The sequence below is a fragment of the Streptomyces sp. NPDC086519 genome (assembly GCF_040686075.1).
Classification (GTDB): Bacteria; Actinomycetota; Actinomycetes; order Streptomycetales; family Streptomycetaceae; genus Streptomyces; species Streptomyces shenzhenensis.
Map to the genome: position 1 here is coordinate 1 of NZ_JBFBJL010000075.1, position 20,036 is coordinate 20,036.

The following is a 20,036-nucleotide window of genomic DNA, read 5'->3' on the forward strand; positions in this document are numbered from 1 at the left end:
GCCCCCGGACCCCCGCTTCGGCCTGAACGGCCTCGTCCTCAAACGCCGGACGGGCTGGTAGCGGAGGGCGCGGACCGGCTTTCGTCCTCAAGCGGTGGGCGGGCCGGTGCGTGGGGGTGCGGGCTGGCTTTCGTCCTCAGACGCCGGACGGGCTGGTGGGTGGGGGTGCCGACCGGCTTTCGTCCTCAGACGCCGGGTGGGCTGGTGGTGGGGGTGCGGGGCGGGGTTTGTCCTCATGTGTCGGGTGGGCTGAGTTGTGGGTTCGGCGTTGCTGTAGGGGGCTTCGGACCCGCACGCGTGTGTGTCTGGTGTTGGTCGTATTTCGTGTGGTCGTGGGGGTGCGGCACGATGGGGGTATGGCTGCTGTGAGTGATCACCCTGGGGAGCGGGGCGCTGCCGATCCCGTGAAGCTGATCGGGATTCGGGAGAGTGCGCTCTCCGTGGACGAGGTCTTCGCGGCCGTGGGGGACGACGCGGCCGGTGGGATCGCGCTGTTCGTGGGGACGGTGCGGAATCACGACGGGGGCGCCGATGTGGACGCGCTCGGGTATTCGTGTCATCCCAGCGCGGAGCGCGAGATGCGGCGGATCGCCGAGAAGGTCGTCGCCGAGTACCCGGTGCGGGCGCTGGCCGCCGTGCATCGGGTGGGGGACCTGCGGGTGGGTGATCTCGCCGTGGTCGTCGGCGTGTCGTGTCCGCATCGAGGTGACGCCTTTGAAGCCTGTCGGAAGCTGATCGACGACCTCAAGCACGAGGTGCCCATCTGGAAGCACCAGAAGTTCTCGGACGGGACGGAGGAATGGGTCGGAGCCTGCTGAATGGGCCCTGTCCCACCTCCGCTTGCGTAACCGTACCCCTCGCGTGAGCGTTGTCAGTGCGGGGGACTAATCTGCTGATCAGTCAGTCGCGGACGCTCATGGGGTTGGAGGTCGGCATGGCGGCGCTCGTCTGGTTGGTGATTCCGCTTGTGGCGGCGGTCGGTGCCGGTCTCTGGGGCAGCTGGGCCAACCGGACCAGGAGAGCGCGCAGTGACGGGCCGGAACTCGACGGGTACGCGCGCTTCCGCGAGGCCATGGAGAAGTCCCGCTCCGGCGGCTGAGGGCGGCCGAGGCGCGTGTGACGGGTGGCCCTGACGGTGCGCTGACAGACCCGTCCCGTACTGTCTTCGCATGCCACGCCGCACCGCGACGATGCTCGCCTCCACCCTGATGCTGATCGCGCTCCTGTGCGCCGGAGTGCTCATCAACGTGCCGTACTCGGAGATGTCTCCCGGCCCGACCGTGAACACGCTCGGGGACCACGACGGCGAGCCGGTGCTGCAGATCTCCGGGCACAAGACCTACGCGGCCGCCGGGCATCTGAACATGACCACGGTGAGGGTCACCAGCGCCGACTACAAGATGAACCTCCTCGAGGCCGTCTACGGGTGGCTCTCCCACGACAGCAAGGTCGTCCCGCACGACACGCTGTACCCGGACGGCAAGACGGAGCAGCAGTCCACCCAGGAGAACGCCGAGGAGTTCAGCCAGTCCCAGGAGAGCGCGAAGGTCGCCGCTCTGAAGGAGCTGGGCGTCCCGGTGAAGTCCTGGGTGATCGTCTCCACGGTCCTCAAGGGCTCGCCGTCCGAGGGCAAGCTGCACGCCGGTGACGTGGTCAAGGCCGTCGACGGCACGGCGGTCAAGCAGCCGGCCGACGTCGCCACGCTGGTGACCAAGCACAAGCCCGGCCAGGACGTCGTCTTCACCGTCGTGCCGGCCAAGGAGCAGGCCGCCGCCGAGAAGGCGAACAAGACGGCCACCAGGACCGAGAAGGTCACCGTCACCACGACCACCTCCGACGACAGCGGCGCGAAGCGCGCCATCGTCGGGATCTCCGCCGGGACCGACCACACGTTCCCGTTCTCCATCGACATCAAGCTCGCCGACGTCGGCGGACCGAGCGCGGGACTGATGTTCTCGCTCGGGATCTACGACAAGCTCACCCCGGGCAACCTCACCGGCGGCAAGTTCGTCGCCGGTACCGGCACGATCGACGACGACGGCAAGGTCGGCCCGATCGGCGGCATCTCGATGAAGACCATCGGCGCGCGCAGCAAGGGCGCCCAGTACTTCCTGACCCCGGCCGACAACTGCGCCGAGGCCGCCAAGGACACCCCGAGCGGGCTCACCCTGGTCAAGGTCAAGACCATCGACGACGCCCTTACCGCCCTCAAGGACATCCGCGGCGGGGACACCGGTGCCCTGCCGAAGTGCACCACGGGGGACTGAGACGGCGCGTACGCGGCAGGGGCGCCCCTTCCTGAGACGAGGGGGCGCCCCGGTGCCGTCCGCCGGTGCCGTCAGGGGTCTCCCGGTGCGGTCCGGCGGTGAGCTCAGTCCTCGAACGTCGCCTTCAGCGCGTCCGCCAGGCCCGGCACCAGGTCGGGACCGGTGAGGACCTCCGTCGGCGAGTCCTTCTCGCGCAGGCGCACCGCCGCGTCACGGCTGCCGTCGCGCAGCACGCCGACCGTCATCCGGACCTCCTGACGGTCGGGGTGGCTCGCCACCCACTTGGTCAGCTTGGCCTCGCTCAGCCCCTCGGGGACCTGGGACTCGGCGGACGGCGGCAGCATCAGCCGCTCCACGGTGAGCGCGCAGCCGACCACCGCGTCCGGCCAGGCGATGGTGCCCAGGAACTCGTCCAGCGCCTTGTCCGTTGGCACTTCGTCCTGCTCGATGGGTGTGAGACCGGTGGTCGCGGACTCGTCCTCCAGACCGAGCTGGGCGGCGAGAGCCGGTTCCTGGGTGCGCAGCCGTGCGGTGTCGACGAGGGCGAAGAGGCGAGCGGGCTGGTCCCAGCCGAGGCCGGAGGCGTACTCGTCGATTTCGAGCACGGCCCGGGTGAGCGGGTTCGCTGCCATGGGAGTGTTGGACATGGTCACAATCCTGCCTCGTTCCTGGCCGGAATCGGGAACCGAGTAAGCCGTGAGTAAGTTGCATAGGTGTGGCCCCGCGATCACAGGGGGACACGTCCGGCCCGCGAACAAGAGGGCCTGACGCAACAACGGCGGATCAACAGCGAATCAAACAGCGAACTTCGAGGTGCGCACCTTGGCTTTCCAGATGCCGGACCGCGGCGGAGGCCCGACGGGGCCACGGATCAGAGCGACGGGACGCCCGTCCCGGCGGGTTCGGACCCTGCTCCTGACACTGGGCGTCCTTGCCGTGCTCGGCATGGCGTTCACCATGTTCGCGGGCTTCTGGACGGACTGGCTCTGGTACCGGTCGGTGCACTACTCCTCGGTGTTCACCACCACCCTGTGGACCAAGATCGGGCTGTTCTCCGTCTTCGGTCTGCTGATGGCCGCCGCGGTGGGGTTCAACATCTGGCTGGCCCACCGGCTGCGGCCCCCGCTGAGCGCCATGTCCATGGAGCAGCAGAGCCTCGACCGCTACCGGATGGGCATCGCGCCGTACAAGAAGTGGCTCCTGCTCGCGGTCACCGCGCTGGTCGGGCTGATCGCCGGCGCGTCCGCGGCGGGCCAGTGGCGCACCTGGCTGATGTGGGTCAACGGCGTGCCCTTCCACCAGAAGGACCCGCAGTTCCACCTCGACGTCTCCTTCTACGCCTTCGACCTGCCCTGGTACCGCTTCCTGCTGGGCTTCGGCTTCGCCACCGCGATCCTGTCCCTGATCTCCGCCGCGCTCACCCACTACCTGTACGGCGGGTTGCGCGTCACCAGCCCCGGCGCGCGCGCCACCGGTGCCGCGACCGGACACCTCTCGGTGCTGCTCGGCATCTTCGTCGCCCTCAAGGCGGTCGCCTACTGGCTCGACCGCTACGGACTGGCCGTCAAGTCCAGCGACTTCAAGGCCACCGACAACTGGACCGGCCTCAGGTACGTCGACGCGAACGCGTATCTGCCGGCCAAGACGATCCTGTTCTGCATCGCGGTGATCTGCGCGCTGCTGTTCTTCGCCACCCTGTGGCGGCGCACCTGGCAGCTGCCCGTCATCGGCTTCGGCCTGATGGTCCTGTCCGCGATCCTCATCGGCGGCCTCTATCCGGCGATTGTCCAGAAGTTCCAGGTCCAGCCCAACGAGCAGGCCAAGGAAGCCCCGTACGTCCAGAAGAACCTCAAGGCGACCCGCGAGGCGTACGGCATCGACGACACCCAGGTCACCGAGTACACGGGCAAGAGCACCACCACGGACAAGACCAAACTCCGGAACGACGTCGGCACCACGGCGAGCATCCGGATCATGGACCCGAACATCGTGTCGCCGACGTTCCAGCAGCTCCAGCAGATGCGGAACTACTACGCGTTCCCGACCAATCTGGACGTGGACCGCTACACCAAGGACGGCAAGGTCCAGGACACCGTCATCGGGCTGCGCGAGCTGAACCTGGCCGGCATCCCGAAGAACAACTGGATCAACGACCACTTCCGGTACACCCACGGCTACGGCGTGGTCGCCGCCAAGGGCACCGAGGCCGACGACCAGGGCCAGCCGGTCTTCACCGAGTCCGACCTGCCGTCCACGGGCGCCCTGGGCACGTACCAGCAGCGCGTCTACTACGGTGAGAAGACGACCACGTACTCGATCGTCGGCGGTCCCCAGAAGGAGATCGACTACTCCGACGACAACGGCGAGAAGACCACCAGCTACGCGGGCAAGAGCGGGGTCAGCCTCTCCAGCGCGATCAACCGGGCCGCGTACGCGGTGGCGTTCAACGAGCCGCAGATCCTGTACTCCGGCGCGATCGGCGAGGGCTCGCGGATCCTGTACAACCGCACGCCCAAGGAGCGCGTCGAGGCGGTCGCCCCCTGGCTGACCATCGACGGCGACGCCTACCCGGCCGTGGTGAAGGGCCGTATCCAGTGGATCGTCGACGCGTACACGACGTCGAACGGATATCCCTACGCCTCCCGTACCACCCTCGGTGACACGACCGCCGACTCGCTGACCGCGACCAACAACTCCCGTGCGGTGGTGGCCCAGCAGAACCAGGTCAACTACATCCGCAACTCGGTGAAGGCGACCGTCGACGCGTACACCGGCGAGGTCAAGCTCTACCAGTGGGACACGAAGGACCCGGTGCTGAAGACCTGGATGAAGGCCTTCCCCGGCACGGTGCAGCCCAAGAGCGCCATCTCGCAGGACCTGATGGACCATCTCCGCTACCCGCAGGACCTGTTCAAGGTGCAGCGCGAGCTGCTCACCCGCTACCACGTGACGGACGCCCAGACGTTCCTGACCGGCAGCGAGGTGTGGCAGGTGCCGGACGACCCGAGCAACAACTCGGGCGACGCCGTGCCGCCGTACTACCTGAGCATGAAGATGCCCGACCAGAGCGCGCAGGCGTTCTCGTTGTCGACGACGTTCACGCCCAACGGCCGGGACAACCTCAGCGCGTTCATGTCGGTCGACTCCGAGGCCGGTTCGAAGGACTACGGCAAGATCAGAATCCTGAAACTGCCGACCAGTACGACCGTCGACGGACCCAAGCAGGTCCAGAGCAAGTTCAACTCCGAACAGGACATCGCCGCCGCCATCAAACTCCTCAAGGGCGGCGACTCCGAGGTGGAGTACGGCAATCTGCTCACCGTGCCGCTGGACGGCGGCCTGCTGTACGCGGAGCCGGTCTACGTACGCGGTGCCGGGGTCAAGTACCCGCTGCTGCGCAAGGTTCTGGTGACCTACGAGGGCAGGACCGCCTTCGAGAACACCCTCGACGAGGCGCTCGACAAGGTCTTCGGCTCGGCCGGCTCGGACACGGGATCCCCGGACACCGGCACGACGACACCGCCGACGTCCGCCAACCCCACCGTCCAACAGGCGCTGAACGATGCCCAGAAGGCCTTCGACGCGGGTCAGGAGGCCCTGAAGAAGGGCGACTGGACGGCGTACGGCAAGGCGCAGGAACAGCTCCAGGAGGCTCTGAAGCGGGCCGAGGACGCACAGTCCAAGGCGGGCAGGGCCAGCGGCGGCGGCACGACGGCGAGCAGCAGCCCGAGTCCCGAAGCCGGCGGCAGTCCGAGTCCCGCGGCGAGTACCAGCCCCAGTCCGAGCGGAAGTTCCAGCCCAAGCGGATGATCCCAAGCGGACGGTCCGAAGCGGTTGGTCCCAAGCGGATGGTCTCAAGCGGATGGTCCCGGGCGACTGACTGCGAGTCGGTGATCCGAGTGGGGTGATCCCGAGCTGGTGATCAAGCAGCCCCGCGCCGTGGTACGGTTTGACTGCAACGGCGCGGGGTGGAGCAGCTCGGTAGCTCGCTGGGCTCATAACCCAGAGGTCGCAGGTTCAAATCCTGTCCCCGCTACTGAAGTCGAAGGCCCGGATCCTCTTGGGATCCGGGCCTTCGTGCGTTCCGGTGTCCGGACGGGCGGCGAACGCATGTACCGGTGGACCGGATCGCCGCGCCGCTGTGGGGAGTTGGCTGAGATGTGTTTGACTTGTCGTTCTGTGGGCATGTCGACAAAACGCTGAAGTGACCTCACGGTCTGCGGTATACGTGGTGTACCCAGGTTGCAGGTGGTGCGACGATGAACGTTATGGGGGACAAGGCAACTCTGTTCGAGACAGGGCGTTTTGTGCAGTCTTCGGGCGAGGAGCCGACCCGCGACGAGGCCGCCGAGGCCGCTGAGGAGGCACGTCACCGGCTCCAGGCCGAGGCCGGTGACGTGGAGTCGATGAGTGTGCTCGGCGCCATGCTGCTGCGCCGTGGCGACCTCGACGGCGCCGAACCCCGGCTGCGCGCGGCCACCGCCGCCGGTGACCGGGCCGCCGCCAACAACCTCGGTGTCCTGCTGCACCAGCGCGGCTACCCCGAGGAGGCCGCCGGCTGGTGGCGGATCGCCGCCGTCGCCGGATCCGCGGCCGCCGCCCACGCGCTGGGCCGCCACCACCGCGAACGCGGCGACGAACCCGCCGCCGAGTACTGGCTGCGCCAGTCCGCCGAGCAGGGACACGCGCTCGGCGCCTACGCGCTGGCCGACCTGCTGGAGCACCGGGGGGACACGGACGCCGGACAGTGGATGCGGGCCGCCGCCGAGCAGGGGCACCGCGAGGCGGCGTACCGGCTGGCGCGCGCGCTCGACCGCAGGGCGGCCGCAAGCGAGGGTGAGACCGGGCGTGGCGACGGTTTCGGCACGCAGACTCCGGCGGGGGCCGCGGCCGGTACCCCGGACGCCGACGAGGCCGAGCAGTGGTACCGGCAGGCCGCCGCACGCGGGCACCGGCGGGCCGCACTGCACCTCGGCGCGATCCTGGAGCGGCGCGGCGAGCTCAAGGAGGCCGGGCGCTGGTACCTGACCTCCGCCAAGGACGGCGAGGCCAGGGCCGCCTGCGCGCTCGGTTTCCTGCTGCGTGACGCCGGGGACACCGAGAGCGCCGCCGTCTGGTGGCTGCGAGCCGCCCAGGACGGCGACGGCAACGCGGCGAACGCGCTCGGCGCGCTGCACGCCGAGCGCGGCGAGACCCAGACCGCCGAGCGCTGGTACCGGGCCGCGATGGACGCCGGCGACGACAACGGGGCGTACAACCTCGGGCTGCTCTGCGCCGAGCAGGGGCGGACCGCGCAGGCCGAGCAGTGGTACCGGCGGGCCGCGTACGCCGGGCACCGCGAGGCCGCGAACGCGCTCGCCGTCCTGCTGCTCCAGGTCGGCGACACGAGCGGCGCCGAACCGTGGTTCTCCAAGGCGGCGGAGGCGGGCAGCGTGGACGCCGCGTTCAACCTCGGCATCCTGTACGCCGGTCGGGGCGAGGACCGGGTCGCGCTGCGCTGCTACGAGCAGGCGGCCGCCGCCGGGCACACGGAGGCGGCCTTGCAGGTCGGCATCGCCCGGCTGCGCGAGGGCGACGAGGCCGCCGCCGAGCGCCACCTGCGGTGTGCGGCGGGCGGGGGCAGCGCCGAGGCCGCCTACCGGCTCGCCGCCGTCCTCGACGCGCGCCGGCCGCCGGTGCCCGAGCACGAGCTCGGCGAGTCGTCCCTGAACGTGAAGACCGAGTGCGAGGAGTGGTACGAGCGGGCCGCCACGCAGGGGCACCGGCGGGCCCAGGTGCGGGTCGGGATGCTGGCCGCGGCGCGCGGGGACGTGGTGGAGGCGGCGCGTTGGTACCGGGCGGCGGCCGAGGCCGGGTCGCGCAACGGCGCGTTCAATCTCGGGCTGCTGCTGGCGCGGGAGGGGAGCGAGCCGGAGGCGGCCGTGTGGTGGGAGCGGGCCGCCGACGCGGGGCACGGGCGGGCGGCGTTGCGGCTCGCTCTGGTCTACGCGCGTCGTGGCGAGCTGGCCGAGGGACAGCGTTGGGCCGACCGGGCGGTGGCGCTGGGCCCGGCGGAGGTGACCGAGCGGGCGGGACGGCTCCGGGACGCGCTGCGGGAGGAGCTGTCGGCGTAGGCCGGCGTTCTCGCAGGTCAGGAGGGTCGACCGGTATTGATTTGCCTCCGTCCGTGTCCCTCACGTAGTGTTGCGTTCATCGACGCGGGGTGGAGCAGCTCGGTAGCTCGCTGGGCTCATAACCCAGAGGTCGCAGGTTCAAATCCTGTCCCCGCTACTGAAGGTCGAGGGCCGGAGTCCGGAAACGGATTCCGGCCCTCGGTGTTTGTGCCCCGTGCGCCCTCATGCTCATGCGCCCGCATGCGTCCTCATGCATGCGTCCTCAGGCATGCGTCCTCATGGAGCATGACGAAGACCCCGGCGCTCACCGCGAGCGAGTGCCGGGGCCTTCGGGAACGCATCTACGTCAGACGAGTGCCGCGCAGTCCGGGCACAGGCCGCGGTACGTCACCTCGACGTCGGAGACCGTGAAGCCGAAGCGCTCCGAGGCGGGGAGGTCGGCCAGCGGGTTGCCGGTCGGGTGGACGTCGCGGATCGCCCCGCAGCGGGCGCAGACCAGGTGATGGTGCGGCTGGTGCGCGTTCGGGTCGTACCGCTTGGCGCGCTTGTCCGTCGAGACCTCGACGACCTCACCGAGCGAGACCAGCTCGCCCAGCGTGTTGTAGACGGTCGCCCGGGAGATCTCGGGCAGCTTGGCGGCCGCTCTGGCGTGGACCTCGTCGGCCGTCAGATGGACGTGTTCGCCGTCGAGCACCTCGGCTACGACGCGTCGCTGCGCGGTCATCCGCCATCCGCGTCCACGCAGCCGTTCCAGAAGGTCACTCATGGCATTCAGCCTAACAGCAGGGGCTCCTTTTTCCGAACAGGTGTGACTTTGGAGTTAGACTTGAATTGGACTAAGTCCAATGCGTACGGTCGATGTCCGCCGACGAGCAGGAGCGGCCGGGCCGACGAAGACTTCGGCAGGCGGCTGGAAGCCGCGGTCCAGGCCCTTCGTGGCTGGCCATCCAGTACTGGACCGCTTGCCGTGGGCGGGCGGGCCGGATCCCCGGGAGGTCGGGGTCCGGCCCGTTCGGCATGGCGAGGGCGCTTTCGCAACAGGCCCTCTAGGCGGGTTGCGGTGCGCGGGCCGGGGCCCAGCAGCGGATGATGTCGCGGACCGAGACGATGCCGGCCGGTTCGCCGCCGTCCAGGACGATCAGGTGGCGGAAGCCGCCGTGGGCCATCGCCCGGGCCGCCTCCTCCAGCGTCCAGGTCGGGGTGGCGAACACGACGTCGTTGGTGGTGTGGGCGTGGATGGGCTCCGTGTCCGGGTTCTGGCCGAGGCCCACGGAGTTGAGGATGTCGCGTTCGGTGAGGATCCCGATGCCGCCGGCGTCCGGGTCGTGGACGATCGCCGCGCCCACGCGGCGCGCGGACATCAGGGCGGCTGCCTGGCGGAGGGTGTGGGCGGGGCCGACGGTGAGAACCACCGTACTCATGGCGTCGCGGACGAGCATGAAAGGTGCCACCTCCTAAGGAATCGCCGCGATAGTTCAGCGATTCACAAATGCACAAGTGGGGGTTCTCACAGGGTGGCAGGTAAAGCAGGAGTCAACAAGGGGGTGCGCGTGGCCAATTGAGGGCGCACGCGCTCATATGTGCTGAGCTCGGTGAGCCCGAATGGGCTCGTTGTGCCTCAGAAGTCGGTTTCAGTAACGCCGGGTGAGGTACGACAGCAGCTCGTCGTGGAGCAGGCCGTTGGACGCGGCCGCGTTACCGCTGTGCGGACCGGGACGGCCGTCGAGGCCGGTGAAGGTGCCGCCGGCCTCCGTCACCACGATCGCGTTGGCGGCCATGTCCCACAGGGACAGCTCCGGTTCGGCGCAGATGTCCACGGACCCCTCGGCGACCATCATGTACGGCCAGAAGTCGCCGTACGCGCGCGTGCGCCACACGTCGCGGGTGAGGTCCAGGAAGCCGTTCAGCTGCCCTCGCTCCTCCCAGCCGCTCAGCGAGGAGTACGCGAAGGACGCGTCGGACAGCTTCGAGACCTTGGAGACGCGCAGGCGGCTCGCCGAGGACAGGCTGCGGCCGGTGAAGGCGCCGTGGCCCTTCGCGGCCCACCATCGGCGGCCCAGCGCGGGCGCGGAGACCACGCCGACGACCGGCCGGTAGCCGCCCTCGGCCGCCTCCATCAGGGAGATCAGGGTCGCCCAGACCGGGACACCGCGGACGTAGTTCTTGGTGCCGTCGATCGGGTCGATCACCCAGCGGCGCGGGCCGGTGCCCTCGATGCCGTACTCCTCGCCGAGGATCGCGTCCCGGGGGCGGGCGCGCTGCAACTGGCCGCGGATCAGTTCCTCGGCGGCCTTGTCCGCCTCGCTCACCGGGGTCATGTCCGGCTTCGTCTCGACCTTGAGGTCGAGGGCCTTGAAGCGGTCCATGGTCGCGGCGTCGGCCGCGTCCGCGAGCACGTGGGCGAGACGCAGGTCATCGAGGTAGTCCGGCATGTGACGAACGGTATCTGCCGGGGTGGGCGCGGGGCTACAAGGGAGGGCCTGGTGATACCGGCAAGTGATCGGGACGGGACCTCGGCACACTGCGGCACGCCCCTGGCACCCCCTGGCACGCCCGCGCGTGTTGGCCGAAAGGGCGCCCCCTGGCGCCTTCGCGAACCCTTGACAGTGGATCCGTGCGCGTCAAATCTGGGCGCAGGGTCGCTCGCCCACAGGGAGGCGATGATGCCTGCAGCCCGGGAATCCCTACTGGACGCCGCCTACGCTGCGCTCGCGCGCCGGCCGTGGGCCGCCGTGCGGATGGTCGACGTGGCGGCGGCGGCCGGGGTGTCCCGGCAGACGCTGTACAACGAGTTCGGCAGCAAGGAGGGCCTGGCGAGGGCGTTGGTGCGCAGAGAGGCCGACGGGTATCTCGCGGGGGTCGAGCGGGCGTTGGGGAGTCATACCGAGGTACGGGAACGCCTTACGGCGACGGCCGAGTGGATGGCGGTGGCGGCTCGGGACAACGTGCTGGTACGGGCGATGCTCACGGGGTGCTGGAGCGAGCGGCTGCCGTCGCCGGCGCTGTCCGCGGTGCCGTCCTCCTCGGCGGTGCCGGCGCAGCGGAGGGCGGACGGGCCGTTGCCCTCTCCCGGGGACTTCGTGCAGATCGTGCGGGATCGGGCGGTGACGGTGCTGTCCGGGGCGGGAGCCGGGAGGGGGAACGGTGAGCTGGCCCGCTCGTGCGAACTGGTGGTGCGGCTCGCGTTGTCGTGTGTCACGGCGCCGCCGACGCCGGGGGAGGGCGGGGTCGCTGAGTTGGTGCGCGGGGCGCTTTGCCGGCAACCGGTGTGAGAGGGGGAGGGTATGCGGGTTGTGTGTCGGCTGCGGGTGGGGGGCTTGTCGCGCCCGCGCGGCGGAGCCGCATGTCGGACACAGCCCCGCGCCCCTTACGGAGCGCTTCAGTGGGCGGAGCCCGACAGCTGCAAGCCGATCACTCCCGCGATGACCAGGCTGATGGAGACGATTTTCAGGGCCGAGACCAGGTCGCCGAGGAAGACCATGCCGTAGATGGCGGTGCCGGCCGCGCCGATGCCGGTCCAGACCGCGTAGGCCGGGCCCACGTCCAGTTTCCTCAGGGAGAGGGTCAGGAGGCCGAAGCTGCCCAGGGCGAAGGAGGCGAAGGCTATCGTCGGCCATAGTCGGGTGAAGCCGTGGGAGAGCTTGAGACACACGGCGAAGCCGGTCTCCAGGATCCCGGCCACGATCACCAGCAGCCACGCCATGTGCTGTCCTCCCGTATGTCCAGCTCGGTGCGATTATGCACTTACCGAACTCGGGGGGTGACAAACACCCCGGTGGTCAGTCGCCCTCCTTGCGCTCCCGCGTCGCCAGCAGCCGGCGCAGCGAGTAGAGGCGGGCCGGGTCCGCGTGCCCCTCGGCGACCCACTCGTCCAGCGCGCAGTCCGGCTCGTCGTGGCTGCACGCGCGCGGGCAGTTCACCGTGCCGGGCTCCAGCTCGGGGAACGCGTGGATCACGCGGGACGGGTCGATGTGGGCCAGGCCGAAGGAGCGGACGCCCGGGGTGTCGACGACCCAGCCCTTGTCGTCGGCGAGGGGGAGGGCCAGGGCCGAGGTCGTGGTGTGGCGGCCGCGGCCGGTCACCGCGTTGACGTGGCCGGTCGAACGGCGCCGGTCCATGGCAACCAGCGTGTTCACCAGCGTGGTCTTGCCGACGCCCGAGTGGCCGACGAACGCCGTGATCTTGCCGTCGAGGTGGTCCTGGACCAGGCGGGCCGCTTCCCCGGCCACCAGTTCCTCGCGGCTCGTGACCACGTACGGGATGTCCAGGTCGCCGTACAGCTCCAGGAGCTTGTCCGGCGGGGCCAGGTCCGACTTGGTCATGACCAGCAGGGGGGTGAGGCCGCCGTCGTAGGCCGCGACCAGGCAGCGGTCGATCAGGCGGGGGCGGGGTTCCGGGTCGGCCAGGGCGGTGACGATCGCCAGCTGGTCCGCGTTGGCCACGACCACCCGCTCGAACGGGTCGTCGTCGTCGGCGGTGCGGCGGAGCACGGACGCGCGCTCCTCGATGCGCACGATACGGGCGAGGGTGTCCTTCTTGCCGGACAGATCACCGACCAGGGCCACCCGGTCGCCGACCACCGCCGCCTTGCGGCCCAGCTCGCGGGCCTTCATCGCCAGAATCGTGCGGTCCCCGACCAGGCAGGTCAGGCGGCCGCGGTCGACGGTGAGGACCATGCCCTCGGCCGCGTCCTCGTGCTTCGGGCGGATGTTCGTCCGCGGCCGGTTGCCCTTGCGGTTCGGGCGGGCGCGGATGTCGTCCTCGTCGGTGTGCTTGCCGTAGCGGCGCATGGTCGTACGCCCCTAGGCCCCGTCGCTCCCGAGCATCCCGGTCCACAGGTCGGGGAAGTCCGGCAGGGTCTTCGCCGTCGTCGCCACGTTCTCGATCTGTACGCCGGCCACGGCCAGGCCGATGATCGCACCGGCCGTCGCCATGCGGTGGTCGTCGTAGGTGTGGAAGACGCCGCCGTGCAGCGGGCGCGGGCGGATGCGCAGGCCGTCGGCGGTCTCGGTGACGTCACCGCCGAGCTCGTTGATCTCCTTGGTGAGCGCGGCGAGCCGGTCCGTCTCGTGCATCCGCAGGTGGGCGACCCCGCGCAGGGTGGAGGGGGTGTCCGCGAGGGCGGCGACCGCCGCGACGCCCGGGGTCAGCTCGCCGACGTCACCCAGGTCGACATCGATGCCGTGGATGCGGCCCGAGCCGGTGAACTCAAGGCCGTACTCGGTCAGTTCGCAGGAACCACCCATCTCGGTGAAGATCTCGCGCAGCCGGTCACCCGGCTGGGTCGTCCGGTGCGGCCAGTCGGGGACCACGACCCTGCCGCCCGTGACCAGGGCGGCGGCGAGGAAGGGCTGGGCGTTCGACAGGTCCGGCTCGATGGTCAGGTCGCGGCCCAGCAGGGCGCCGGGCGTGACCCGCCAGACGTTCGGTTCGCCGCCCGACTCGGGGGTGTCCACCTGGGCACCGACCGCGCGCAGCATGTCGACGGTCATCCGGATGTGCGGGAGCGAGGGGAGGGACGCGCCGACGTGACGGACCTCCACGCCCTGGTTGAAGCGCGGGCCGGAGAGGAGGAGGGCCGACACGAACTGGGAGGAGGACGAGGCGTCGACCGAGACCGGGCCGCCGTCCAGGGCGCCGCTGCCGTGGACGGTGAGGGGGAGCGCGCCGCGGCCGCCGTCGTCGATGCGGGCGCCGAGGGCGCGCAGGGCGTCGATCACGCCGTGCAGGGGGCGTTCGTACGAACGGGGATCCCCGTCGAAGCGGATGTCGCCCGCGGCGAGGGTGGCGACCGGAGGGAGGAAGCGCATCACCGTGCCGGCGTTGCCGACGTCGACGGTGGCGGGGCCGCGGAGGCCTGCGGGGAGCACCCGCCAGGCCTCACCGGAGCCGTCGGGGCCGCCCGCGACGGAGGAGCTGGAAGACACCGTCTCGTCGATGCCGACGCCCATCGCGCGCAGGGCGTCGGCCATCAGCAGGGTGTCGCGGGAGCGGAGGGGGCGGCGCAGCCAGCCGGGTTCGGAGGCGAGGGCGGCGAGGACGAGGGCGCGGTTGGTGACCGACTTGGACCCGGGCACGTGAACCGTCGCGTCGACGGCTCCGCGCGCGTGGGGGGCGGGCCAGAGGGCGGTTGGTGCGGTGGGGTTTGCGGCCATGGGGTCACTTTAGTGCGCGGCCGGGGTCGGGGTGCGGTGGCGGTGCGCGGGGGCAGCCGGTCGGCTGCGGGTGGGTGGGGGCTTGTCGCGCAGTTCCCCGCGCCCCTGAGGTCGGCTGTGCTGGTCGCGCCCGCGCGGCGGAGGGCCGCATGTTGGTACGGTCCCGCGCCCTGAGGTCGGCTGTGCTGGTGTCGGCTGCGATGTGCTGGTCGCGCCCGCGCGGCGGAGGGCCGCATGTTGGTACGGTCCCGTGCCCCTGAGGTCGGCTGTGGTGTGCCGTTCACATCCCCAGCAGCCAGCGTCCCCCGCCGATCAGCGAGCACAGCGACACCGTGTGGAACAGGAACAGCCATACGCCCGCCGGGAGATGGGTCAGCCGGGCCAGCTGGTCCGCGTCCGAGTCGCCGGCGCCGCCTCGGGAGCGCTTGGCCTGCAGTTCGAACGCCGGGCGGACTCCGCCGAGGAGGAGGAACCACACCACCGCGTACGCGAACGCCGCCTGCACCTGGGGTCCGGCCAGCCAGGACACCAGCAGGAAGGTGCCGCCCGTCAGGAACACGGTCAGGACGCCGTAGGCGTTGCGGATCATCACCAGCATCACGAGGAGCAGGGCGGTGGCGAGCCAGAGCAGAAGGGTGATGCGGCCGGCGCCGAGCAGGGCCGCGCCGCCGAGGCCGAGCAGCGGGGGAGCCGTGTAGCCCGCCGCGGCCGTGAGGATCATGCCGATGCCGTGCGGCTTGCCCCGGCTGAGGGTGAGGCCGCTGGTGTCGGAGTGCAGCCGGATGCCGGTGAGCTGCCGGCCGGAGAGCAGGGCGATCAGGCCGTGGCCGCCCTCGTGGGCGATCGTGACGGCGTTGCGGGATATCCGCCACAGGTTGTGCGGGACGACCACGGCGAGCGCGGCCACCAGGGTCGCGAGCACCACCCACAGATCGGGATCGGACTGGGTGCCCGTCAGACGGTCCCAGAGGTCGGGCAGCGCGAGAGCGGCGGTGCTGTCCATGGTGCGGCGGTTACTCCCTCTGGTGAATCGGCAGATGTCGGCGCGTGGCGCCGTCGTCGGGGGGTTGGTGGTCGGGCGGCGGGTGGGCCTGGCAGTGTTGCACGTATGTGCGGACGGTATGCATCCAGTCGTGGGCCCGAGGATCTCGCAGGAATCTTTGAAGTAGAGAAGTGGGAGCCCCAGGAGACTCTGGAGCCCGACTACAACGTGGCTCCGACCAAGGAGGTCTACGCCGTCCTCGACCGTCCGTTGAAAGACGCCGACGACCGCCGTCCGGTTCGCCAGCTGCGCAGGCTGAAGTGGGGGCTGGTGCCGTCGTGGGCCAAGTCGCCCGAGGGCGGCGCCCGGATGATCAACGCGCGGGCCGAGACCGTGCACGAGAAGCCGTCGTACCGCCGCGCCTTCGCCGCCCGCCGCTGCATCGTGCCCGCCGACGGCTACTACGAGTGGGTCACGGCGAAGGAGGAGCGGGACCTGGAGGTCGAGGGGAAGAAGAAGCGGCCGCGCAAGCAGCCGTACTTCGTGCTGCCCGCCGACGGCTCGGTGTTCGCGATGGCCGGGCTGTACGAGTTCTGGCGGGACCGCACGCTGCCCGACGAGCACCCGCTGGCCTGGTGGGCGACGTGCTCGGTGATCACGACCGAGGCGGAGACCTCACCGCTGGCGGTGGCGCCCGCCGACGGGCCGTACACGCTCGCGGACATCCATCCCCGGATGCCGCTGATGCTGACGCCCGACCGCTGGGACGCCTGGCTCGACCCGGCCCGGACGGACGTCGAGGAGCTGCGCTCGCTGCTCGCGCCGCCGCCGCAGGGCCTGATGCGGGCCTACCCGGTCTCCACGGCGGTCAGCAACGTCCGCAACAACGGCCCGGAGCTGCTGAAGGAGCTGGAGGGGCCCGAGGAGGGCACGCTCTTCTAGCCTTCTGGCGTGACTATGTCGAAGATCGTCGGTACGGAGGCGGGGGACGCCCGCATCACCTGGTACGAGTCGGAGCGGGCGCGGCTGGTGCTGGCCGTCGGCCACGGGGCGGGCGGGGGCATCGAGGCGCGGGATCTGCAGGCGGTCGCCGCGGTCCTGCCCGGCCACGGCGTGACCGTCGCGCTCGTCGAGCAGCCCTGGCGGGTCGCCGGAAAGAAGATGGCGCCCGCGCCGAAGACGCTCGACGCCGGTTGGCGTGGGGTGTGGCCCGCGCTCGCCGCGCCGGGGCTGCCGGTGGTGTCGGGCGGACGCAGCGCCGGCGCCCGGGTCGCCTGCCGTACGGCGACGGAGCTGGGCGCGGCCGCCGTCCTCGCCCTGAGCTTCCCGCTGCACCCGCCGGGGCGGCCGGAGAAGTCGCGGGCCGGGGAACTGCTCGGCGCCGGGGTGCCCACGCTCGTCGTACAGGGCGGGAACGACCCGTTCGGGAAGCCGGACGAGTTCCCGGACGGGGCGTACGAACTCGTCGAGGTGCCGGGCGCCGATCATGGTTTCGGGGTGTCCAAACGGGCGGGGACCGGACCGGAACAGGCAGTGACCATCATCACGAACGCGGTCGTCGCGTGGACCGCGTCACTCGGGTGACGCCCGGGAATGTTGCGCGACGGACCACTGTTGAGGCGGACAGAAGCGCTGGGGAACCAGCGCCGAGGCCGAAGGAGAGGAAGTCCGCCGCATGGGTTCGACCATCTGCCCGAGCCGTGAGCGCAGCCCTGAGCTGGACTGGACGGTGCTTCAGGCGGCCAAGACCGCTCCTATTCGAGCGGCGGCAGGCACGGGTCGTGTTCTATCCTCCGAGACGAGTGGGATCGGTTTTGGTCCTGCCCGGGATCTTGAGGAGGTGGGTCCGGTCACCGGTACCGACGCAGGGACCGACAACGGCCAGGCGGAGCTGCCCGAGGGCCAGGGCGTCAGCGCGGAGTCGACCGCGGAGCGCACCGCGCGCTTCGAACGCGACGCGCTCGAATTCCTCGACCAGATGTATTCGGCCGCACTGCGCATGACGCGGAACCCGGCCGACGCCGAGGACCTGGTGCAGGAGACCTACGCCAAGGCGTACGCGTCCTTCCACCAGTTCCGTGAGGGCACCAACCTCAAGGCGTGGCTGTACCGCATTCTCACGAACACCTTCATCAACTCGTACCGCAAGAAGCAGCGCGAACCCCAGCGCTCCGCGGCCGAGGAGATCGAGGACTGGCAGCTCGCCCGTGCCGAGTCGCACATGTCGACGGGCTTGCGCTCCGCGGAGTCGCAGGCGCTCGACCACCTGCCCGACTCGGACGTCAAGGAAGCGCTGCAAGCGATCCCCGAGGAATTCCGCATCGCCGTCTACCTCGCAGACGTAGAGGGCTTTGCGTACAAGGAGATCGCGGACATCATGGGGACACCCATCGGTACGGTCATGTCCCGGCTGCACCGGGGCCGCCGTCAACTGCGCGGCATGCTGGAGGACTACGCGCGTGAGCGCGGGCTCGTCCCGGCCGGTGCCGGAGAGTCGAACGAAGCGAAAGGCTCGGGCTCATGAGCTGCGGAGAGCCGCACGAGACGGACTGCAGTGAGGTACTCGATCATCTGTACGAGTTCCTCGACAGTGAGATGCCGGACGTCGATCGCGTCAAGTTCAGGCAGCACTTCGACGAGTGCTCCCCCTGCCTGGAGAAGTACGGGCTGGAGCAGGCCGTGAAGAAGCTGGTCAAGCGGTGCTGCGGGCATGACGACGTGCCCACCGACCTGCGGGCCAAGGTGCTGGGGCGGCTGGACCTGATCCGCTCCGGCCAGGCCGTCCCGGACCACGATGTCACGGCCACCCAGGCCGCCCAGGTCACGCCGGAGGGCTGACCGCGGCAGCACCGCCGAGCGCCGCCGAGCCGTTCCCGCCGCGGTGTCCCATCACCCGAACGTGCTAATCCTCCGGTCATGAGCTCCCGGACCAGCCGGCTCCCGCCCTAGGCTCCGGAGCCTGGACGGCCATGGTCGGGGGAGGGGCGAGATGGAGGCGGTTCCGGCACGGGTACGCGCGTACGTGACCTGCGTCGCCCTCGCCGCGCTGCTCTGCCTGCTGCCCCTGCCCGACGTACGCGCACCCTGGTGGGCGGTCGCCCTGCTCGCCGCGCTGTACGCGGCCTGCGAGCACGCCGTACGGCGCCGCCTGGGCGGCACCTTCTACCCGGTGCTGCTCGCCGGTGCCTTCCTGCTGCCGCCCCCGGCCGCGGCGCTCGTACCGCTGCCGGGCGCGCTGCTCGCGCCCGCCGGGCAACGGCCGCAGGCGCTGCGCCGGACCTGGCGGGCCGCCGAGCTGGCGCTCGCCGTGTGGAGCGCGGGGCGGGTGCACTGGGCGCTGGGCGGCCGGGAGGCGGTGGTGGACTCCGACTTCCCGTACGCGCTGCTGCCCTGCGCCGCGGCCGTGCTGGCCTTCTCCGCCGTTCTCGCGCTGCTGGACGGCGGGATCCTCGCGGTGGCGGAGAGGGTGCCGGCCCGCCGCGCCTGGCGCGGTCTGCTGTCCCGCTCCCTCGCACCCGTCGGGGTGCACGGGCTGGCCGGACTGATGATGGCCGTGCTCTGGCGCAGCCCCTACGGTCCCGTCGCCGCGCTGCTCGTCCTGCTGCCGATGTGCGTGTCGTGGTGGATGTTCGCCCAGTACCACCGGGAGCGCGCCGCCCACCAGGCCACCATCCGCGCGCTCGTCCAGGCCGTCGACATCAAGGACGGATACACCCGCGGGCACAGCGAACGGGTCGGACAGGCCTCCGTGATGATCGCGCGCGAGCTGGGCATGGACGACGACCGGGTGGAGGTGCTCCGCTTCGCCGGCATCCTCCACGACGTGGGGAAGCTGGGCGTCCCGACGCGGCTGCTCCGCAAGAACGGGCCGCTGACGCCGGAGGAGCGGCGCATCATCGAACTCCACCCCGAGTACGGCCATGAGATGGTGCGCGGGATCTCCTTCCTCGGGGAGGCCCGCGCGGCGATCCTCCACCACCACGAGCGCATCGACGGCAGCGGCTACCCCTACGGTCTGGTGGGCAGCCAGATCCCGGAATCCGCCCGCGTGGTGGCCGTCGCCGACGCGTTCGACGCGATGACGTCGACGCGCTCCTACAGCCGGGCCCGCCCGGTGGCCGCCGCGGTGGCGGAGCTACGACGGTGCGCGGGACGGCACTTCGACGCGGGGATCGTCGACGCCCTGGCGCGAGCGCTGGCCAGGCACGGCTGGCACCCCGCGGTCACCGCCGACGTCCCGTCGGCCGGCGCTCCGGTCACCGGTCGGCCGCAAGGTGACCGGGCAGGCGCCGGACGAGGCACCCCGTGACTCCCGGCGACCCGGCGCGCCCGCCCGGACCACGGGCGGGCGCCGGCACCGGCGGGCCGTCGGGCAGCGCCGGGCCGTCGGGCAGCGCCGGGCCGGCGCAGGACACCGGGGGTGCGTCGTCCGGGACAGGTCCGGCGGCGGGGTTCCGCGCGGGCCCCGATGCCGGCGGTCCGGGTCCGGGATCCCGCCCCCGCCGTCCCGCCGCGCTCT

19 protein-coding genes and 2 tRNA genes are annotated in these 20,036 nt (G+C 70.9%); 13 read left to right on the forward strand and 8 right to left on the reverse strand.

The window, feature by feature from the left end; translation table 11 throughout:
- Nucleotides 1-356 precede the first annotated feature (356 nt).
- The 3 genes from AB0P24_RS41025 to AB0P24_RS41035 all read left to right on the forward strand — a co-directional run bounded on the left by AB0P24_RS41025 (nucleotide 357) and on the right by AB0P24_RS41035 (nucleotide 2,267).
- Nucleotides 357-818: a molybdenum cofactor biosynthesis protein MoaE gene (locus tag AB0P24_RS41025; protein WP_365803337.1), complete on the forward strand. Its 462-nt coding sequence runs from the start codon at nucleotides 357-359 to the stop codon at nucleotides 816-818.
- Between the two features lie 98 nt (nucleotides 819-916).
- Nucleotides 917-1,099 carry a hypothetical protein gene (locus AB0P24_RS41030; protein WP_365803401.1) on the forward strand — a complete coding sequence of 61 codons (183 nt, stop codon included), beginning with the start codon at nucleotides 917-919 and terminating at the stop codon, nucleotides 1,097-1,099.
- 70 nt (nucleotides 1,100-1,169) lie between these two features.
- Nucleotides 1,170-2,267 (forward strand): PDZ domain-containing protein, encoded by a 1,098-nt coding sequence (locus AB0P24_RS41035; RefSeq protein ID WP_365803339.1) that lies wholly within the window; start codon nucleotides 1,170-1,172, stop codon nucleotides 2,265-2,267.
- Nucleotides 2,268-2,371: 104 nt separating this feature from the next.
- Here the strand turns inward: AB0P24_RS41035 and AB0P24_RS41040 are convergent, their stop codons facing one another.
- Entirely contained in the window at nucleotides 2,372-2,914 is a 543-nt protein-coding gene (locus tag AB0P24_RS41040; protein ID WP_365803341.1) for a PPA1309 family protein, read from the reverse strand.
- A gap of 187 nt (nucleotides 2,915-3,101) precedes the next feature.
- On the opposite strand from AB0P24_RS41040, the gene AB0P24_RS41045 reads away from it, so the two are divergent.
- From AB0P24_RS41045 to AB0P24_RS41060, 4 genes are all read left to right on the forward strand, one after another.
- Complete coding sequence (locus tag AB0P24_RS41045) at nucleotides 3,102-6,077, forward strand: UPF0182 family protein (RefSeq protein ID WP_365803391.1); 2,976 nt, start codon at nucleotides 3,102-3,104, stop codon at nucleotides 6,075-6,077.
- Nucleotides 6,078-6,229: 152 nt separating this feature from the next.
- Nucleotides 6,230-6,303 (forward strand) — tRNA-Met (locus tag AB0P24_RS41050).
- Nucleotides 6,304-6,526: 223 nt separating this feature from the next.
- Nucleotides 6,527-8,380, forward strand: coding sequence for a tetratricopeptide repeat protein (locus tag AB0P24_RS41055; protein WP_365803343.1), 1,854 nt, complete (start codon nucleotides 6,527-6,529; stop codon nucleotides 8,378-8,380).
- Nucleotides 8,381-8,463: 83 nt separating this feature from the next.
- Nucleotides 8,464-8,537 (forward strand) — tRNA-Met (locus AB0P24_RS41060).
- A gap of 189 nt (nucleotides 8,538-8,726) precedes the next feature.
- Here the strand turns inward: AB0P24_RS41060 and AB0P24_RS41065 are convergent.
- The 3 genes from AB0P24_RS41065 to hisN all read right to left on the reverse strand — a co-directional run bounded on the left by AB0P24_RS41065 (nucleotide 8,727) and on the right by hisN (nucleotide 10,812).
- Complete coding sequence (locus AB0P24_RS41065) at nucleotides 8,727-9,146, reverse strand: Fur family transcriptional regulator (RefSeq protein ID WP_365803345.1); 420 nt, start codon at nucleotides 9,144-9,146, stop codon at nucleotides 8,727-8,729.
- Between the two features lie 280 nt (nucleotides 9,147-9,426).
- Entirely contained in the window at nucleotides 9,427-9,819 is a 393-nt protein-coding gene (locus tag AB0P24_RS41070; RefSeq protein ID WP_189267621.1) for a CBS domain-containing protein, read from the reverse strand.
- Between the two features lie 192 nt (nucleotides 9,820-10,011).
- On the reverse strand, nucleotides 10,012-10,812 hold the full coding sequence (hisN, locus tag AB0P24_RS41075; protein WP_365803347.1) for a histidinol-phosphatase: 801 nt from the start codon (nucleotides 10,810-10,812) through the stop codon (nucleotides 10,012-10,014).
- A 231-nt stretch (nucleotides 10,813-11,043) separates the two neighbouring features.
- Here hisN and AB0P24_RS41080 point away from each other — a divergent pair, with 231 nt between their 5' ends.
- A complete protein-coding gene (locus AB0P24_RS41080; protein WP_365803349.1) occupies nucleotides 11,044-11,652 on the forward strand; it encodes a TetR/AcrR family transcriptional regulator in 609 nt (202 codons plus the stop codon).
- A gap of 107 nt (nucleotides 11,653-11,759) precedes the next feature.
- On the opposite strand, the gene AB0P24_RS41085 is transcribed toward AB0P24_RS41080, so the two are convergent.
- The 4 genes from AB0P24_RS41085 to AB0P24_RS41100 all read right to left on the reverse strand — a co-directional run bounded on the left by AB0P24_RS41085 (nucleotide 11,760) and on the right by AB0P24_RS41100 (nucleotide 15,538).
- Nucleotides 11,760-12,083, reverse strand: a complete 324-nt coding sequence (locus tag AB0P24_RS41085; RefSeq protein ID WP_181806464.1) for a multidrug efflux SMR transporter — start codon at nucleotides 12,081-12,083, stop codon at nucleotides 11,760-11,762.
- A gap of 76 nt (nucleotides 12,084-12,159) precedes the next feature.
- Nucleotides 12,160-13,170 carry a ribosome small subunit-dependent GTPase A gene (gene rsgA, locus AB0P24_RS41090; RefSeq protein WP_365803351.1) on the reverse strand — a complete coding sequence of 337 codons (1,011 nt, stop codon included), beginning with the start codon at nucleotides 13,168-13,170 and terminating at the stop codon, nucleotides 12,160-12,162.
- 12 nt (nucleotides 13,171-13,182) lie between these two features.
- Nucleotides 13,183-14,535, reverse strand: coding sequence for a 3-phosphoshikimate 1-carboxyvinyltransferase (aroA, locus tag AB0P24_RS41095; protein WP_365803353.1), 1,353 nt, complete (start codon nucleotides 14,533-14,535; stop codon nucleotides 13,183-13,185).
- 280 nt (nucleotides 14,536-14,815) lie between these two features.
- The gene (locus AB0P24_RS41100; protein WP_365803355.1) at nucleotides 14,816-15,538 is read right to left on the reverse strand and encodes a M50 family metallopeptidase; all 723 of its coding nucleotides are present in this window, start codon (nucleotides 15,536-15,538) and stop codon (nucleotides 14,816-14,818) included.
- 105 nt (nucleotides 15,539-15,643) lie between these two features.
- On the opposite strand from AB0P24_RS41100, the gene AB0P24_RS41105 reads away from it, so the two are divergent.
- The 5 genes from AB0P24_RS41105 (at nucleotide 15,644) to AB0P24_RS41125 (ending at nucleotide 19,826) form a co-directional block, all read left to right on the forward strand.
- The gene (locus AB0P24_RS41105) at nucleotides 15,644-16,459 is read left to right on the forward strand and encodes an SOS response-associated peptidase (RefSeq protein WP_365803357.1); all 816 of its coding nucleotides are present in this window, start codon (nucleotides 15,644-15,646) and stop codon (nucleotides 16,457-16,459) included.
- A 15-nt stretch (nucleotides 16,460-16,474) separates the two neighbouring features.
- Nucleotides 16,475-17,101 (forward strand): alpha/beta family hydrolase, encoded by a 627-nt coding sequence (locus AB0P24_RS41110; RefSeq protein WP_365803393.1) that lies wholly within the window; start codon nucleotides 16,475-16,477, stop codon nucleotides 17,099-17,101.
- A 256-nt stretch (nucleotides 17,102-17,357) separates the two neighbouring features.
- Nucleotides 17,358-18,041: an RNA polymerase sigma factor SigR gene (sigR, locus tag AB0P24_RS41115; protein WP_365803395.1), complete on the forward strand. Its 684-nt coding sequence runs from the start codon at nucleotides 17,358-17,360 to the stop codon at nucleotides 18,039-18,041.
- Entirely contained in the window at nucleotides 18,038-18,355 is a 318-nt protein-coding gene (gene rsrA / locus AB0P24_RS41120) for a mycothiol system anti-sigma-R factor (protein WP_365803359.1), read from the forward strand. The genes sigR and rsrA overlap by 4 nt, the downstream gene beginning before the upstream one ends.
- A gap of 151 nt (nucleotides 18,356-18,506) precedes the next feature.
- On the forward strand, nucleotides 18,507-19,826 hold the full coding sequence (locus AB0P24_RS41125; protein WP_365803361.1) for an HD-GYP domain-containing protein: 1,320 nt from the start codon (nucleotides 18,507-18,509) through the stop codon (nucleotides 19,824-19,826).
- The last annotated feature ends 210 nt before the right edge of the window (nucleotides 19,827-20,036 follow it).

Coding starts and splice junctions, on each gene's coding strand:
- AB0P24_RS41035 (WP_365803339.1), top strand. CDS start 1,170: ATGCCACGCCGCACCGCGACGATGCTCGCCTCCACCCTGATGCTGATC.
- AB0P24_RS41125 (WP_365803361.1), top strand. CDS start 18,507: ATGGAGGCGGTTCCGGCACGGGTACGCGCGTACGTGACCTGCGTCGCC.
- AB0P24_RS41085 (WP_181806464.1), bottom strand. CDS start 12,083: ATGGCGTGGCTGCTGGTGATCGTGGCCGGGATCCTGGAGACCGGCTTC.
- AB0P24_RS41100 (WP_365803355.1), bottom strand. CDS start 15,538: ATGGACAGCACCGCCGCTCTCGCGCTGCCCGACCTCTGGGACCGTCTG.
- AB0P24_RS41065 (WP_365803345.1), bottom strand. CDS start 9,146: ATGAGTGACCTTCTGGAACGGCTGCGTGGACGCGGATGGCGGATGACC.
- AB0P24_RS41045 (WP_365803391.1), top strand. CDS start 3,102: ATGCCGGACCGCGGCGGAGGCCCGACGGGGCCACGGATCAGAGCGACG.
- AB0P24_RS41080 (WP_365803349.1), top strand. CDS start 11,044: ATGCCTGCAGCCCGGGAATCCCTACTGGACGCCGCCTACGCTGCGCTC.
- rsgA (WP_365803351.1), bottom strand. CDS start 13,170: ATGCGCCGCTACGGCAAGCACACCGACGAGGACGACATCCGCGCCCGC.
- AB0P24_RS41110 (WP_365803393.1), top strand. CDS start 16,475: ATGTCGAAGATCGTCGGTACGGAGGCGGGGGACGCCCGCATCACCTGG.
- AB0P24_RS41040 (WP_365803341.1), bottom strand. CDS start 2,914: ATGTCCAACACTCCCATGGCAGCGAACCCGCTCACCCGGGCCGTGCTC.
- AB0P24_RS41070 (WP_189267621.1), bottom strand. CDS start 9,819: ATGCTCGTCCGCGACGCCATGAGTACGGTGGTTCTCACCGTCGGCCCC.
- hisN (WP_365803347.1), bottom strand. CDS start 10,812: ATGCCGGACTACCTCGATGACCTGCGTCTCGCCCACGTGCTCGCGGAC.
- aroA (WP_365803353.1), bottom strand. CDS start 14,535: ATGGCCGCAAACCCCACCGCACCAACCGCCCTCTGGCCCGCCCCCCAC.
- AB0P24_RS41105 (WP_365803357.1), top strand. CDS start 15,644: ATGTGCGGACGGTATGCATCCAGTCGTGGGCCCGAGGATCTCGCAGGA.
- rsrA (WP_365803359.1), top strand. CDS start 18,038: ATGAGCTGCGGAGAGCCGCACGAGACGGACTGCAGTGAGGTACTCGAT.
- AB0P24_RS41030 (WP_365803401.1), top strand. CDS start 917: ATGGGGTTGGAGGTCGGCATGGCGGCGCTCGTCTGGTTGGTGATTCCG.
- AB0P24_RS41025 (WP_365803337.1), top strand. CDS start 357: ATGGCTGCTGTGAGTGATCACCCTGGGGAGCGGGGCGCTGCCGATCCC.
- AB0P24_RS41055 (WP_365803343.1), top strand. CDS start 6,527: ATGAACGTTATGGGGGACAAGGCAACTCTGTTCGAGACAGGGCGTTTT.